This window comes from Clostridium yunnanense, assembly GCF_016595795.1.
Lineage (GTDB): Bacteria > Bacillota > Clostridia > Clostridiales > Clostridiaceae > Clostridium_AR > Clostridium_AR yunnanense.
In genome coordinates, this window is sequence record NZ_JAENHN010000039.1 from 150,050 (window position 1) to 165,693 (window position 15,644).

Here is a 15,644-nt window from a genome sequence, read left to right on the forward strand (position 1 = left end):
TCTCACTAGAAACCGTGAGAGTTTTAAAAATAGATTGCGGTTCGAAGTGGTTCATCTTTAGATGTACCAATTCATAATAAAATTTATTATTTTTAAATTCTCTCACCAGAACCCGTGAGAGTTTTAAAAATAGATTTCGGATTGAATTGGTACATCTTTAAACAAATATCCATTCCATATCTTCTATACCTTCACAGTAGAAAATATATCCTGTTCTCTTATCAAAAATAATTATAGGACTCATATAATCACCAGCATATTTATATTTTTAATCTATCTTTTTGATTCACTTAGATATATAGATAAACCTTACTTTTTAGAAACCCACTTATTATCCTTGATATAAAATCTCCAAGGAAAATGCACAGCTTCTTCTGCATAATCTATACCTATTCTAGTAGTTTCAACAATGTCTTCATCTGATATATTCTTATTATCTGATGGCTCTTCTAAATATAGCTCTTCACTTTCAGTCATATCTATCCAGTTGTCTTGTTTATTTATTGCAAAAGCAATACATAGCTTTGATGGACCATTGGTAAGAGCCTTCATTTGAGCATTAGTTAGGGAATCGATTGTTTTATCAAATCTTCTTTTAGCCATTTCTTCCACACCATCTATAGGTTCTATTGCTCTTATGAGTACACCTTCTGCAGTTCCTTCTTCTTTCGTTATTATATTAAAACAATGGTACATCCCATATATAGAAAAAACATATACAATTCCAGGAGGTCCATATAGCGGTTTAACTCTCTCTGTCATTTTGCCGCCATATGCATGTGAGGCCTTATCTATAGCACCGATATAAGCTTCAGTTTCAACTATTATTCCCCTTAAAAATGTTTCTCCTACTTTCCTTACTAAAACTTTGCCTAAAAGTTCTTTAGATACTGTTATTGCATCTCTTGCATAAAAAGCTTTGTTTATTCTCATGATTCTCTCCCATTGGTTCAATTAGAATTATATCTTTAAGTTATATTTAAAGTAGATACCCTTATTCTAAAGCATATAACATTTAAATATACCTTCCTATTCTTTTAGAATAATAACATTGTCCATATACCCTCATTAAAAATATAAGTTTTATGATTAATTATCCCCTATACTCAAGTAAATATTATATAAGTTTTACTTTAACAAATCTTAACTTTCCTATTTGAATTATATCCTCATCACTTAATGAAACCTCTAAGTGATTAACAATCTTCTCTCCATTTATCTTTACTCCGCCACCAGTTATAAGCCTTTTAGCCTCATTCTTACTCTTACATAAGCCTTTTTCAAATAAAACCGAGATTAAATCTTTATCTAACAATTCAGCATCTACTTGAAGTTCCTCTATATCTTTAGGAATACTTTTTTTCTGAAATATATTTATGAATTCTTGCTCCTCTTGCTCAGCAGCTTTTTCTCCATGGTACAATCTAACTAACTCCTTAGCCAAGCTTACCTTAACGTCTCTAGGGTTTACCTTACCGCTATTTAATTCTCTTCTAATTTCATCAATTTTATCTGGATGTATATCAGTAGTTAATTCAAAGTATTTAACGATATTTTCATCTGGTATAGACATAGTCTTTCCAAATATATCTTTAGCACTTTCATTTATACCGATATAATTTCCTAAACTTTTGCTCATCTTTTCTTTTCCATCTACACCTTCAAGTAAAGGCATAAATATAGCAACCTGACTTTCTATATCAAAATCTCTTTGAAGTGTTCTACCCATCAGTATATTAAATCTTTGATCTGTACCACCTAGCTCAATATCTGCCCTTAAGCTTACAGAATCATAAGCTTGCATTAAAGGGTAGAAAAATTCATGAATTGAAATACTTTGATTACTTTCAAATCTCTTTTTAAAATCATCTCTTTCAAGCATTCTAGCCACTGTCGATTTTGCCGCTAGATTTAATACATCTTCAAAGTGTAGCTTTGAAAGCCATTCGCTATTAAACCTAACTTTCGTCTTTTCTTTGTCCAATATCTTAAATATTTGCTCTGCGTAAGTTTTAGCATTTTCTATAACTTGCTCTTTAGAAAGTTGCTTTCTGGTTTTTGATTTTCCAGTTGGATCACCTATCATTCCTGTAAAATCCCCTAAAACTATAACAGCTTCATGCCCAAGCTCCTGCATCTGCCTTATCTTTCTTAACACAACTGCATGCCCAAGATGTATATCTGGAGCTGATGGATCAAGTCCAAGTTTAATCACTAATGGTGTATCTTCCTTTATTGACTTTTCTAGCTTTTGTCTCAAGTCAACTAAGCTTATAATCTCGTCTGCACCTTTGGAAATTATTTTTATTTGCTCTTCTATATTAATCATATTAATCAAGTTAAGTTTTAAAAATTAGGTCTTTCTTTCAGTTAAAAACTTATTGCTTATTATAAAAAGACGTAACTTTTACTTAACTTCACCTCCTAAATTTAAATTTATTTAGCTGTTTTTTATCTATTCGAATCAGACCCTAATACTGATATTTCACTACAACTGAAGTTTCATATTAGATAAAGCTAGTTATACTTAAGCATGAAAGCTCAGTTTAATTAAGCCGTTTATAAAGTTACCTGCAGAATAACTTTATAATATTAGTTAATAAACAAAAAAACTCCCGCCATCTAGATTTCTCTAGAGGGCGAGAGTATAAACTTCGCGGTACCACCTCAATTTATTAATGCCTTACGACAATAACCTTTTCGAGTACGATGTTAACAACATGATACTCTAGCGCTATAACCTGCGCAGGATAGGGAAAACAGCCTACTACCTTACAAGGATTTGGTGTTCAGCTCATAGATGTATTCAAAATAAATTCTTTGCTTCTTCACACCAACCAGAAGCTCTCTTAAAAAGAAATATATCTTTACTCTTTCTACTCATAGCCTTTTTTATATTTTTTTATATATTATACTCAAGCATATAAATTTATTCAACTATTTTTTTGAATAACTTACATAAAAAGTTTTATAAATCGTGTAAACCCGCAGAAACACTATAAATTCTTATAAATTTATCTTTTTAACATCTTATAATTATATAAACATAAGAATTTTTCTATTTACATCATATATTTTTTACTTCCTTAAAGCCTTTATAACTTCATCAACAGACTTTTTATCTTGCTCTCCTGAAAGCATTGATTTTACAGTCAATACATTATCCTTTATCTCATCATCACCTATTAATATTACATAAGGAATCCCTAATTTATTTGCATAGTTCATCTTCTTCTGAAGCTTTCCTCCCTCAAAATATACTTGAGTTATTATACCAGCTGCTCTTAGCTTATTTGCTGTTTCTAAGCTGTAATTCAACTCCTCATTCATAGGTATTATGATAACATCACAAAAAGTTTCTCTACCTTTAGATTTAAATAGGTTTGCTTCTCTTAGCTGATAGAATAGCCTAGTTAAACCAATGGATATGCCAACTCCAGGAAGCTTCTGATTTGTGTAGTACTCTGCTAGATTTTCATATCTACCTCCTGAACACACGGAACCAATGGAAGGATAATCATCTAGTATAGTTTCATATACCGTTCCAGTATAATAATCTAACCCTCTTGCAATTTTTAAATCAATTATATAATTTTTTTCTGGAACACCAAAATAGCCTATATATTCTATTACTGCCTTTAGTTCCTTAACTCCATCTAAGAATACTTCATCTTCTACACCAAGTTGCTCTAAAGAATTAATCAGTTCATTGTTATTTCCTGAAAGCATTATAAATTCCATTATTGAAGCAACTTGATCTTCATCTAGAGTATTTAAAAGTTCACTTCTGACACTTTCTTCTCCAATTTTATCTAGCTTATCTATTACTCTTAGAACATCACCAGCCTCGGCTATTCCTAGAGAGCTAAAGAAACCATTTAATATCTTCCTGTTATTTATTCTTATCTTAAAGTTTTCAAAACCTAATTCTTTAAATATGGAGTATATAACTGCTGGAATCTCAGCATCATTAACTATACTTAACTTTCCATTGCCTATTATATCTATATCACATTGATAGAATTCTCTAAATCTTCCCTTCTGATTTCTCTCTCCCCTATAAACCTTACCTATCTGATATCTTCTAAAAGGAAAGTTTAACTCACCCATGTGTTGTGCCACAAATCTAGCGAAAGGAACTGTTAGATCAAAGCGTAAGGATATGTCAGTATCCCCTTTATTAAATCTATATATTTGCTTTTCTGTATCTCCTCCACCTTTAGCAAGTAAAACTTCACTTTTCTCCATAATTGGCGTATCCATTGGTGCAAATCCATATTTCTCATAATTTTTCTTTATAGTGTCCATCATAAAATTAAAATCAATTTGATCCTTTGGAGTAAGCTCCATAAATCCAGGTAATATTGATGGTTTAACAAAATTTTTCTCCATTTCTTCTCCTCCTGTTAATATCATTTATTTGGAAAACAAAAACACCCACTAAGGATTTATACCTAGGTGGGTGTACTATTTATCCCTCAATCACCATAGATACAAAATCCTCAACAAGATTAGACCTGTATCTGTGGTTTTTTTAACCAAGAACAAGTCTTCTATCTATGGTAATGTAGTTTTACTTGTGAATTAAAACTTATATTAATCATAAATCATTATCTCCAAACTTAATTTCCATAATCTTAACATATTAGAATTCAATATTCAAGTTATAATAAAATATTAATCATAGCATAATAATCTTTTATTGCTTCTATAATAATCAATATCTTATAATTATATACAGATCTAATTAAAACTTATTAGCAATAAAACTACATTTTAGATACATATAGCCCTCTAATCTTCATTTTATGGGCTATTTAAAAGGATAATATAGAATATATTTTTATTATTAAAGGAGATCGCAACTTTGAGAAAAGAAAAAAAGATTACACTAAGTAAAGAAAAAAGAGAGTCAATGATTTCATCCATACAAGAATTTTTCTATAACGAGAGAGACGAGGAAATAGGAAACCTAGCTGCCTCTGCAGTACTAGATTTTTTCGTTGAAGAGTTATCTTCTGAGTTCTATAATCAAGGAATTAGTGATGCCTATAGATATATGAGCGAAAGAACAGAAGATATGCTTGGACTTCAAAAATAATACTATACCCGATAAAAACAAATGGTTTATTTAGATAAGATATCTTTTATAAACCATTTGTTTTTATTTTAAAAAATAATTTATAAAATCTTTTATTATTTTATATATATCAACACAATTATCGGCTTGTGTTAAAAAAAGTTACTTTTAGATTAATATGGTATGTATTTGTTAGAATATGTAAGTATATATGTAAAAAAACAATCTGTTTTCCATTAACAATCATGGGAATATTTTTCTTTTCTTTGCATTTACCTTATAATTACAAATACGATTACAATTTAAAACCATTTTATGATGAAAGGATGATTTTTATGAAAAATAAAATAGCTGCTGATAACTTAAGAAAGGATATTTTATGATAAATCTAACACTGAAAAATATTTTTAATTCATACATAAATACCTTTTTATTAAGTATTAGCATACTTATCGCAATACTATCCTTTTCCATCGGTGTTGAATATGTTAACTTCTTCTATAAATCCGAGATGGACAAAGCTTCATTATCAGAAGAATCTGATAAGATAAGTATTCACTTTAATAAACCTATCGAGACATCAACTGTATTAGATTACCTAAAACAGAATGCTAATTGTCCAATAGTATCAGGAGAGTTTTCTCTTATTAACAATAATAAAAGAATGTTTTTAGCAGGTATAACATTTAACGATAATATTAATTTAAAATCACTGCCTTTATTCTCTGGCAGACTCTTCAGTAGAGATGACATTATTAACTCTTCAAAGGTAGCTTTAGTAGGTTATAATCTTAAAGATTTGATAATTAGAAGTAGCAACGAGGACTTTTTAGAAATTGAAGGTCAAAAATATAGAGTTGTCGGGTATATAGGAAGAGATACTAATTCTTATTGGAATGGTTCAGTATTAGTACCAATGAAAGCTATTCCAGCATCATTACAAAAACAAAAGATTCCAAATATCGATTACCTGTTTTTTAATAAAAACGCCTCAAAAGAAGAAGCTCTAAGAGCTAAAAATTACTTCAATAGTGATTATAGTAACAGCTCTATTTTGGGCAGTTATAAGACAACCAGTTTGAACGAAATTCTATATTCAAAACGAACCTTCCTTACTTCTATAGCTTTGTTAATTATTATTTCAATAACTAATATAATCAACTTCACCTATAATTGGTGTAGAAAGAATCGTAAACAATTCTCAGTCTTAGTTCTTTTAGGTTATAAGAAAAAACACTTATTGCTTATTTTATCGCTGAGCTTACTATTCATCATTGTTCCAGCTTTTATAGCTGCTATTTTCATCAACCTAGCAACAGAGGAGTTACTATCTCAAGTATTATCAATTAGCATAAAATTTAAATATGAAAACTTTTGTACAGGTGTGATTTTCTCAACTGCTCTGCTAACCTTATGTTTAGTGATAAATTATATATATATATTAAGAGCTAATTTAGCCTCTGAGCTTAGGAGGTAATTTATGAATTTATTTAATTTTTCCTTAAAAAGTATGAAAAGCAGATGGATTTTATTTTTATTTTTATATATACAAATAACTCTATTTGTTATATCTAGTGTAAATTTATATTCTATGATATTTATAAAAAACATAACCTCCAGCACCCTAAAGCATATTGTTGATCCTTCAAAGGTAGTATCAATCAACATTGATACTGCAGAACTTATGGAAAATACAAACAAAAAATTTGACGAAAAACTAGAATTTCATAATTATATCTATAAAAATCCAAATGTAGATAAAATCCTTAGGTCTTATGAAGCTGATGTAAAATTTAATAGTCCTAGCAAAGAGTTCGATGAAGTTTTTCACAAGGATTCTAAGAAAAATAATGAACATAACGATTCTGTTCCTATATATAGTATTAATAAAGACTATCTTGATTTTCTCTCAAGTTCAATATCAGAGGGCAGAACTTATAATAATGAGGATTATAAAAACTATGATAATTTTATAAACGAGTATATAAAAAACGGGGCTACCTTGAGTTATGAACCAACAATTCCAGTTATAGCTGGATATTCTTTTAAACAGTTTTATAAGTTAAATGACACAATAGAGGGATTTTCCACCGGTAAAGCTCTTAAAATAAAATATAAGATAATTGGATTTTTAAAGAAGGATAATATGCTGTTGACAAATGAATTCTCCTATTTTACCCTTAATAAAAAAAGTCTTGATACAGCATTAATAGATTATAATCCGGACACAGACTTTACTAAGCTTGCTTCCATAAAGGGTTCATCAAAAGATTCATCACAAGAAAAACTTGCAACGGATATAACATTGGAAATAAACAATCTTGTAGTAATCCTAAAGAATAGTAATGATCAAAAGACTAAGAACGAAATCATATCTAAAGGCAAGGAACTTAATCTATTTATTAATGCAAAATCTTATGATGATGATTTGTCTGAATTTATAAATGAAATAAAACCACGAATCATGTATGAGACAATAAAAGATGCTATTATATTAGTTTTCTGCCTCATAGGTTTATTAAGCTCTATACTAGCCCTTGTGACTGATAAAAAGCAAGAGCTTGGTGTATTATTATCTCTAGGAGTAAATACAAGAAAATTAACTTTAATTTATTCTTTACAATATTTATTACTATCAATACTTTCCTACTTATCAGGAATAGTTTTATCGCTGAAATTAAATGAAAACTTTATAGTTAGCGGACTGTCAAACACTTTTACGATTTATAATATCCTTTATCCTATATTCCCACTTATCGTAATATTTGTAGTAACATCCCTATTAACTAACTTGACATTGAAAAAGTCAAATCCAATTGATCTTATAGGAGGTTTCAGGGAATGAGTATAATTAAACTTGAAAATATAAATAAGACTTATGGCAGTGGAGAAGTCTCTGTTAATGCCCTAAAGGGAATAAATCTAACCATAGAAGAAGGCGACTTCCTATCAATAATGGGGCCGTCTGGTTGTGGAAAAAGCACTTTGCTAAATATAATAGGGTGCATAGATAAGCCAACTGATGGTGAGTATCTGCTTGCTGATAAACCTACTAGTAAGTTAAGTTTTAATGAGCTTGCTACCACTAGAAATGAGCAGATATCTTTTATATTTCAAAACTTCGCACTAATTAACAATCTTACTGTTATAGATAATGTTATGCTACCTCTTATGATAAGAAGTATATCAAAGAAGAAGATGAAAGAAAAAGCACTGAATATATTGTCCAAGCTTGACATACTTGATAAAAAAGATAAAAAGGTATCTCAGATTTCGGGTGGTCAGCAACAAAGAGTTGCTATAGCAAGATCATTAGTCCAAGAAAGTAAGATTATTCTTGGTGATGAACCAACCGGGTCTCTAGATCAGGAAAATGGCGAAATTATAATGAATCTTCTAAAAGAATTAAGTGAAAAAGAAGGTAAAACTATTATAGTTGTTACACATGACTCAAAGGTTTCAGAATTCTCTTCTAAGAAGATAGTTATGAAGGATGGATTAGTTGTTTAACTTTAAACTCAACTAATATTAACTAAATAATACAATGCTATAACTTGCTAAAAACAATAAAACATGTCCATGGAAAAACTCCTTTTCTATGGACATGTTTTATTGTTTATTCTATTTCTATTACTTTTGATTGGCCATCAACACTACAAAGTATACCTTTATCATTTACATCCAATAACGTACCTTCATACTTTATAGTCTTTTTAGTAACAGCATCAGTTAAGGTTTTATTAGAATCTTTTATAAACACTCTGCCTCCAGCAGTTATGAATATATCTTTCTTGCTCACTTTATTATCTAATTTTATCTTTTCCCAGGTGCTTACTGCTTTATCTGCATCTCCATAGATTATCTCTTGTATTTCATCTGACTTTCCCTTACCTATGAAAACCGAATTATCATTATGTCCTAATATAATACCTTCACTTAAATTCTTAATCTTAGTTTGCTTAGTACCTGTATTAAGCTTTACCATATTAGTTTGCTCATAAAGCAAATTCGCATTAACTGGATCAATATCTATTGCACCTATTCCCACAAGATTGGTTTTAACCTTTTCTAATTGAGACATAACATTTATTTTATATATATCAGATCTATTAGATGATTTTCCTATTTTAAAATACATTACGTTAGAAGAAGTTGCAAATGCCATATCTTCAACATTATCCTTACTGCTAGACAAATTAATTATATCTTTCTTCAGATCCAAGTCAGTAAGCTCTACCTTTTCATCTCTAGATACATCGTATTTATGGATATCTATATAAGGTTTACTTTTAGAAGATTTGGTTTTTTCAGCTATTATGAGAAAATCTCCATCAGTTACCCATTTAGCATAATTAACTTCCATATTTTCTTCTACCTTAACAGTCTTTATATCTCCTTTAGTCCTATCCCCTACCTTTAAGACTCCATCTTCCATAAAGGCAATATATGTTCCATTATGAGACATCTTAATATCTTTAGCGTCACTAGGAATATTTATATCTTTCATATTACTGACTTTCTTCTTTTCTACCTTTTCAGCCTTAACAGTAGTGTCTCCACCAAGATATACCTTTTCGAAATATAAAAACACTCCATTTTGTATTACCAGGGCAATAGCAGTCCATAGTAAAAATACTCTAAATTTCTTCATAATCAATCACCTATTTCTCCACATAGAAAGCTGTGGCTACCTTTCTCTCACCAGACCAAACATTAGGTGAGTTGATAACTTCTCCATCATAGTACATAGTACTTGAGTATCCACCATCAAGCTTTCCAGCATTTACAGCGCCTCTAGACATCATTATCTCTTGAACGTCATATAAGGTTGCTCCTATTTTGCTAACACTTTTTCTTCCATCTATAACCAAAAGCAATATGGTTCCATCCTTTTTCTGCCCTATAGCAGTTCTAGGATTAAATCCATCTTCAAGTTTATTTTTAGCTTTAATTTGTCTTTCACCATTAACTATAAGCGGAACTTTATCAAAGCACATGGCTTCATTTACATTAAGGCTTTTTAAATCATTTATACTATAACTTCCAACCAGAAGCACACCATTTTTAGTTATTGCAATTGTGCTTATAGAAGCTTTATAATCTATATTTTCTGTTGGATATATTACCTTACCTTCAGAAATTACAAATCCTCCAGGTACTGCCCCTGTTCCTTCATACAGCTTACCATCTGGTGTTTGATCACTAAATGCACCACCGTTAATAGCTGCAATAGCATTATGATCTTTTGCAAGCTCACTAGTTTTTTCTCCAACTTTACCTAAATACTTGGTCATAGCTACTTTAACCTTCTTAGGGTTTTTTACTTCTAGCATATATCCATCATATTTGTCTGTATGAAAATCATACCTTGTTATATCATTTCCAGAGGTGTTATTTATCTTTATTAAACTTGTATCTTCCTTCATGGCTGAAACAGCAGTGTCTGTTTTATCCATCATTTCATTGATAGTAGCCTCTGGTATAAACTTAGTTATTAGATAACTATGCCTTGTGGCTAATACCGTCCCTAGAACCATCTTTCTAAGGTCACTATATGGTCCAAATAACAGTAATATAGGTGAAGTTATAGCCATAAACCCTATTATATAAACAATAAACAATAAAAACTTCTTATATGAAAACTTCTTTTTCTTCCTCTTTTTTATCTTATCCATAACACAAATCCTTTCATCATAAGAATCCAACTTTTTAAATATACCAAAGTAACATTTAGGTTTAATTACATTTTAATTACATATATAAAATTTAATAAATATTTTACTTTTGATTATACACTTCACAGCTTGTCCTACATATAAAGCAAAATGTTGTAACAAACCGTTACATACTTATATTTTTAAACCTTTATCACCAAATAAGTATAGAACAAAGTAATTTGAATGTACATAGTAATATTCTGAGCTAATACTAGTTATATATATAATTTGCATTATTATTCCATTTTTAATATAATTTTAATAATTAGTTATTAAATTGTTAATAAAAAGACTTATCACCTTACATCTAATTTATTATTTTTCATAACTAATCATTAAAAATTAAATAAAATCCTATATTGAAAGGAGACGTAAATGGAACAAAACACAAACACCCCTTTACAAGAAGAAAAAATTAAGATAGGTTATAAAGACTTACTTACAGAAAAACAATTTTTAAAAAACACCATTGCCAACAGTGTATCCAGATTTGGTGACGGAATAGATACAATTGCATTCTCATGGCTTGTATACCAAGTAACAGGGTCTACAGCACTCGTAGCTGCTCTTTTTGCAGTAAATGGTTTACCTAATTTATTATTTGGCATGGTTTCTGGCGTAGCATCAAACTATTTTAAAAAGAAACATGTAATGGCTATCTGCGACTTAGGCAGAGGCCTCTGCGTATCTTTAATTGCTTTACTTTTTATTACTGGAAATCTCAGAGCTTGGCATCTTTATGTAGTTACATTTTTCAACTCATCTTTTGAAGCTTTTAGAGGTCCAGCATCAACTGCTGCCTCTCCACTAATACTCCCAAAAGAAAAATTTAATGTAGGCACTTCACTTAGTTCGTCCTTAACCAACACACTTCAAATCATAGGTCTTACCGCTGCTCCGTTATTTATCGCTATACTAGGGGTTGGTGGAGCAATACTAATAGACGCAGGCACATTTTTTATTTGTGGATTTATAGTTTTAACTTTAAAGTATACTGATTACCTAAAGAAAAACACAGATAATAGCCCTAAAGTTTATCTTAATGATTTAAAAGAAGGTTTTTCTTATGTAGTTAAAGATAGTTTTGTACTAAGCATATGTATCTTTGGAGCACTGGTTAATGTTTTAATGACGCCATTTAATGCTTTTCAAGCGCCTTATGCAAAGGATGTTCTAAACAGAGGTTCAGAAGTACTTTCATTTATGGAGGTTCCTATACTTATAGCTATGTCATTAGGTGTATTGTTTATACCTAAGATTAAAGAGAAGATAGGCGGAAGATTAATGCTTTTATCAGGTACTGCAATAGTAGGATTAACCTACTCCATCTTCGCTCTCTTAGGTCATCTTCCAGCCTACTTACTATACCCGTCATTAGCTATCAATAGTTTCTTTTTAGGCTTAGGCGCTATTTTGGTTAACATGCCTCTACAAATATCTCTATTTACTAAAATAGATAGAGAATATCTTTCTCGAGTTGCTTCTATTATGAATGCGCTAATGCTTTGTGCTACACCATTAGGTTCATTTATCTTTGGTATGATTTCATCTGCAGTTTCAATTAAAGTATTATTCTTCACCTTAGGTATAGTAGTAATTATTTTATCTTTGACTCAGACTTTAAACAAAGGTCTTAAAGGCCTTGATTAACTAATAAATCATATTTTAATTAAACAAAAAAGTTTGAGCTAATATAAAATTCAGCTCAAACTTTTTAATAAAAGCAATATATACATACCCTAAAATCCTCAGAAGTCGGGATTTTAGAGCAAGTACAAATTAAGTTTCTATATCGCAATTCTTTATTAACTTCTAAATATAACTTCTTCTCTTGAGAACATTATCTTTACAAAAAGAATTGATAAAATGATATAAACCACATGCCAAGCAGCTACTACTAATATATGCTGAGTGTTGAATATACCAACTAAGAATTCTTTCATCAGAACTACTACATTTACTATAGGTATATTAAAATACATCCATTTAACAGTTTTTGCATCCATCATAAATGGTATATACGACAATATAAATACTGGAGCTGTTATCCCACCTAGAAACGAGTTCGCCTCTTTTATAGATTTAGCATATATGCTTACAGCCATCTCTACAGCACATATTGATATGAGTATGAATACAGAGAATATCCCTATTAAAACTAAAGCTTTAGGAGTAACATTTAATGCACTTCCTAGCTTAAAGTTATACTTTAAAGATCCTCCCATTGCTATCATACTAGCAACTAAAGCTATTATAGATACTGTAGCAAGGGTAGCTAGTTTTCCCCACATTATAGACATTCTACTTACTGAAGTTGAAAGCAGTGGTTCAAAAGTTCCTCTTTCCTTTTCTCCTGCAATAAAGTCCGCAGCTATAGTTAAAGTAGGTGTAAGCATAAATATTATTATGAAGGTTGGAAGCATTCCTATCATCATAGATCCCAAGCCCTGATCTGAATCTTTTACATTTTCAGCCGTAACTTGCTGTATATCAAAAGGATTTAAGAAATCCTTATCTAAGCCTTTACTTTCTACTCGTGCATTCACTATTGATTTATAATAACTATCAAAAATGGCTCTTATACTGCTAGCTGCCATAGATGATTTATTTGAATCTTTATCATATATAAGCTTTAAAGTTGTTGGCTTAAAATCATTAATATTTTTATCAAACTCATTAGGTATATCTATTATAAGTGATACATTTCCCTTTTTAAGCTTATCATCCAAATTATCATCATAGTGAAGGGTAATATTTTTCTGCTCCTTAAGTACGCTTACTATAGCGGAATCCTTATTTCCTCTAATTCCAAGATCTAATTTCTTTTCAATATCACTTTGCATATCCTTCATCATATAGTTAACTAATCCAAACATAACTGGGTAGATCAATATAGGCAGAAGAATACTGAATATAATTGTTTTTCTGTCTCTAAAAATATCTATTAATTCTTTTTTATATATAGTTAAAAAGTTATTCATCCTTTTCACCTCCTATAAGATCTACAAAAACTTCTTCTAAGTCATCATTATTATACTTTTTCTTTAATTCTTCTATAGTTCCTTCTTCAACTAATTGGCCTTTATTTATTATAACTACTCTATCACATAGCTTTTCAACTTCTCTCATGGAATGGCTTGAAAAAAGTATTGTCTTATTTTCTCTCTTACACTTTTTTATAAAGTTATGAATTATCCTAGTAGCTCTTACATCCAAACCAGTTGTAGGTTCATCAAACAACATAACTGATGGTGAGTGGACAATGGATCTAGCAATAGACACCTTTTGTTTCATTCCTCTAGAAAACTTACTAACTCTTTTGTCTATATACTCTTTCATATCAAGTTCTTCAGCTAATTCATTAATTCTTTTATCAGCCTCTTCTTTACTAAATCCATAAAGATTAGCAAAGTAGGACATATTTTCTCTTGCTGTTAATCTGTCGTAAAGACCTACATCTCCACCAAACAATATGCCTATCTCTTTTCTAACCTTATCTGGTTCTTTATTTATATCGAAACTGTTTACTAGCACAGTACCGTTTGTAGCTTTTAGTAGAGTAGATACCATTCTCATAGTAGTTGTCTTACCAGCACCATTCTCACCTAAAAGTCCTACTATCTCACCTGGATTCACAGTAAAACTAATCTTGCTTACAGCCTTTGTTTTCTTGAACTCTTTTGTAAGTTCCTTAACCTCTAACATATATCATCTCTCCCTAATTAAAATCTTTTGCGTAAAGCTCTATGCTTAAGAAACATCTTTATATTTCCATAAGTTAAAAGCATCATTAACAATGCCCAAAAAGTTGCTAACGCGGGACTTTCTTTGGCGCTTCTTATTATTGATGCAAGCATACATAGCTCTGAAACAGTAATTAATCCTATTAGCTTTTGGACACGGCTCACCATTTCAGCCTTTGATTCTTCATCATTAAAAATTTCCATATTATCTTCATTATAGTTTTCATTTTTGAAATAGAACCAATTCATGCATCCTGTTACATACTCCCAATCAGATTCTGCAAATATTGTAAGATAATTATCCTCTTCGTATCTGCTTAATCTTCTGTAATCAAGCTTATATACAACATCCTTCGGTTCGCACACTCTAAATGTAAATATGAATAATCTCGCGTCTACCAACTCATACCCTCTTAAGCTCATTTCCCTTAACCATTTTTCTTCTTCTTCATGCTGCCACACAAAGAAAATTTTAAACTTTTTAATATATTTGTTTATATCTACCATCTTAACCTCCATAATGAATGCTATAGTCCAGATACTACTCTTTTGCCATTTTCATAAAGTAATTCAATTCTTTTATGCTCTAATTTAACTATCTCTTTCCCGAGCTCAGTCAGTGAATAGCTTTTTCGTCTAGAATCAAATTCATTAATTACTTCTACTATTATCTCTTCCTTAACTAACTTACTTATGGCTCCATATAAAGTTCCTGGTCCAAGTTTAACCTGACTATTTGTCATCTCCTCAACCCTTTGCATTATGCCATAACCATGCATAGTCTCTACTAAGGACAAAAGTATATAGTATGTAGCTTCTGTTAAAGGAATATATTTTTTAGCATCTTTCATTTATTTCAGGTCATCCCCTTCATTGGTGAATGTTATATCGCCCTCCGATATATCGTATACTGATATAATATTCCAATTTATTCATATTGTCAATAATTTTTCGTAATAAAAAATAGAAGCTAAATCTAGCAATGTCATTAAGTTAAGAAATAAATATTATAATTATGGAACAGAGTATGTTTACAAATACATACCTGTTCTTTTTTTGTATAACAATTTACGTATAATAATTTTTATCAAAATATTAGATAAA

At 30.2% G+C, this 15,644-nt stretch carries 14 protein-coding genes and 1 other annotated feature; of the genes, 5 read left to right on the forward strand and 9 right to left on the reverse strand.

Features of this window, described 5'->3' with window-relative positions:
* Positions 1–309: 309 nt before the first annotated feature.
* The 3 genes from JHL18_RS14150 to hisS all read right to left on the reverse strand — a co-directional run bounded on the left by JHL18_RS14150 (position 310) and on the right by hisS (position 4,392).
* A complete protein-coding gene (locus JHL18_RS14150) occupies positions 310–933 on the reverse strand; it encodes a DNA-3-methyladenine glycosylase (RefSeq protein ID WP_200270261.1) in 624 nt (207 codons plus the stop codon).
* A gap of 184 nt (positions 934–1,117) precedes the next feature.
* The gene (tyrS, locus tag JHL18_RS14155) at positions 1,118–2,329 is read right to left on the reverse strand and encodes a tyrosine--tRNA ligase (RefSeq protein WP_200270263.1); all 1,212 of its coding nucleotides are present in this window, start codon (positions 2,327–2,329) and stop codon (positions 1,118–1,120) included.
* Positions 2,330–2,632: 303 nt separating this feature from the next.
* Positions 2,633–2,893: a binding site (T-box leader), on the reverse strand.
* Between the two features lie 185 nt (positions 2,894–3,078).
* Positions 3,079–4,392, reverse strand: coding sequence for a histidine--tRNA ligase (gene hisS, locus JHL18_RS14160; protein WP_200270265.1), 1,314 nt, complete (start codon positions 4,390–4,392; stop codon positions 3,079–3,081).
* A gap of 475 nt (positions 4,393–4,867) precedes the next feature.
* Between hisS and JHL18_RS14165 the strand changes: the two genes are divergently transcribed.
* From JHL18_RS14165 to JHL18_RS14180, 4 genes are all read left to right on the forward strand, one after another.
* Positions 4,868–5,101 carry a DUF2164 domain-containing protein gene (locus JHL18_RS14165; protein ID WP_200270267.1) on the forward strand — a complete coding sequence of 78 codons (234 nt, stop codon included), beginning with the start codon at positions 4,868–4,870 and terminating at the stop codon, positions 5,099–5,101.
* A 490-nt stretch (positions 5,102–5,591) separates the two neighbouring features.
* Complete coding sequence (locus JHL18_RS14170; protein WP_207753027.1) at positions 5,592–6,557, forward strand: ABC transporter permease; 966 nt, start codon at positions 5,592–5,594, stop codon at positions 6,555–6,557.
* Positions 6,558–6,560: 3 nt separating this feature from the next.
* On the forward strand, positions 6,561–7,925 hold the full coding sequence (locus JHL18_RS14175) for an ABC transporter permease (protein ID WP_200270271.1): 1,365 nt from the start codon (positions 6,561–6,563) through the stop codon (positions 7,923–7,925).
* Positions 7,922–8,590, forward strand: a complete 669-nt coding sequence (locus JHL18_RS14180) for an ABC transporter ATP-binding protein (protein WP_200270273.1) — start codon at positions 7,922–7,924, stop codon at positions 8,588–8,590. Before JHL18_RS14175 ends, JHL18_RS14180 begins: the two co-directional genes overlap by 4 nt.
* Before the next feature lie 106 nt (positions 8,591–8,696).
* On the opposite strand, the gene JHL18_RS14185 is transcribed toward JHL18_RS14180, so the two are convergent.
* Both JHL18_RS14185 and JHL18_RS14190 read right to left on the reverse strand, forming a co-directional pair.
* Entirely contained in the window at positions 8,697–9,731 is a 1,035-nt protein-coding gene (locus JHL18_RS14185) for a hypothetical protein (RefSeq protein ID WP_200270275.1), read from the reverse strand.
* Positions 9,732–9,741: 10 nt separating this feature from the next.
* Entirely contained in the window at positions 9,742–10,755 is a 1,014-nt protein-coding gene (locus tag JHL18_RS14190; RefSeq protein ID WP_200270277.1) for a phosphodiester glycosidase family protein, read from the reverse strand.
* A 417-nt stretch (positions 10,756–11,172) separates the two neighbouring features.
* On the opposite strand from JHL18_RS14190, the gene JHL18_RS14195 reads away from it, so the two are divergent.
* The gene (locus tag JHL18_RS14195; protein ID WP_200270279.1) at positions 11,173–12,447 is read left to right on the forward strand and encodes an MFS transporter; all 1,275 of its coding nucleotides are present in this window, start codon (positions 11,173–11,175) and stop codon (positions 12,445–12,447) included.
* 155 nt (positions 12,448–12,602) lie between these two features.
* On the opposite strand, the gene JHL18_RS14200 is transcribed toward JHL18_RS14195, so the two are convergent.
* Genes JHL18_RS14200 through JHL18_RS14215 form a run of 4 tightly spaced genes read right to left on the reverse strand, consistent with a single transcriptional unit; the run spans position 12,603 to position 15,391 of the window.
* Positions 12,603–13,778 (reverse strand): ABC transporter permease, encoded by a 1,176-nt coding sequence (locus tag JHL18_RS14200; RefSeq protein WP_200270281.1) that lies wholly within the window; start codon positions 13,776–13,778, stop codon positions 12,603–12,605.
* Positions 13,771–14,502 carry an ABC transporter ATP-binding protein gene (locus JHL18_RS14205; protein WP_200270283.1) on the reverse strand — a complete coding sequence of 244 codons (732 nt, stop codon included), beginning with the start codon at positions 14,500–14,502 and terminating at the stop codon, positions 13,771–13,773. The genes JHL18_RS14200 and JHL18_RS14205 overlap by 8 nt, the downstream gene beginning before the upstream one ends.
* A gap of 17 nt (positions 14,503–14,519) precedes the next feature.
* Positions 14,520–15,047 carry a DUF2812 domain-containing protein gene (locus tag JHL18_RS14210; RefSeq protein WP_200270285.1) on the reverse strand — a complete coding sequence of 176 codons (528 nt, stop codon included), beginning with the start codon at positions 15,045–15,047 and terminating at the stop codon, positions 14,520–14,522.
* A gap of 20 nt (positions 15,048–15,067) precedes the next feature.
* The gene (locus JHL18_RS14215) at positions 15,068–15,391 is read right to left on the reverse strand and encodes a PadR family transcriptional regulator (RefSeq protein ID WP_200270287.1); all 324 of its coding nucleotides are present in this window, start codon (positions 15,389–15,391) and stop codon (positions 15,068–15,070) included.
* Positions 15,392–15,644 lie beyond the last annotated feature (253 nt).

Coding starts and splice junctions, on each gene's coding strand:
- JHL18_RS14195 (WP_200270279.1), top strand. CDS start 11,173: ATGGAACAAAACACAAACACCCCTTTACAAGAAGAAAAAATTAAGATA.
- JHL18_RS14175 (WP_200270271.1), top strand. CDS start 6,561: ATGAATTTATTTAATTTTTCCTTAAAAAGTATGAAAAGCAGATGGATT.
- tyrS (WP_200270263.1), bottom strand. CDS start 2,329: ATGATTAATATAGAAGAGCAAATAAAAATAATTTCCAAAGGTGCAGAC.
- JHL18_RS14185 (WP_200270275.1), bottom strand. CDS start 9,731: ATGAAGAAATTTAGAGTATTTTTACTATGGACTGCTATTGCCCTGGTA.
- JHL18_RS14150 (WP_200270261.1), bottom strand. CDS start 933: ATGAGAATAAACAAAGCTTTTTATGCAAGAGATGCAATAACAGTATCT.
- JHL18_RS14190 (WP_200270277.1), bottom strand. CDS start 10,755: ATGGATAAGATAAAAAAGAGGAAGAAAAAGAAGTTTTCATATAAGAAG.
- JHL18_RS14210 (WP_200270285.1), bottom strand. CDS start 15,047: ATGGTAGATATAAACAAATATATTAAAAAGTTTAAAATTTTCTTTGTG.
- JHL18_RS14200 (WP_200270281.1), bottom strand. CDS start 13,778: ATGAATAACTTTTTAACTATATATAAAAAAGAATTAATAGATATTTTT.
- hisS (WP_200270265.1), bottom strand. CDS start 4,392: ATGGAGAAAAATTTTGTTAAACCATCAATATTACCTGGATTTATGGAG.
- JHL18_RS14180 (WP_200270273.1), top strand. CDS start 7,922: ATGAGTATAATTAAACTTGAAAATATAAATAAGACTTATGGCAGTGGA.
- JHL18_RS14215 (WP_200270287.1), bottom strand. CDS start 15,391: ATGAAAGATGCTAAAAAATATATTCCTTTAACAGAAGCTACATACTAT.
- JHL18_RS14170 (WP_207753027.1), top strand. CDS start 5,592: ATGGACAAAGCTTCATTATCAGAAGAATCTGATAAGATAAGTATTCAC.
- JHL18_RS14205 (WP_200270283.1), bottom strand. CDS start 14,502: ATGTTAGAGGTTAAGGAACTTACAAAAGAGTTCAAGAAAACAAAGGCT.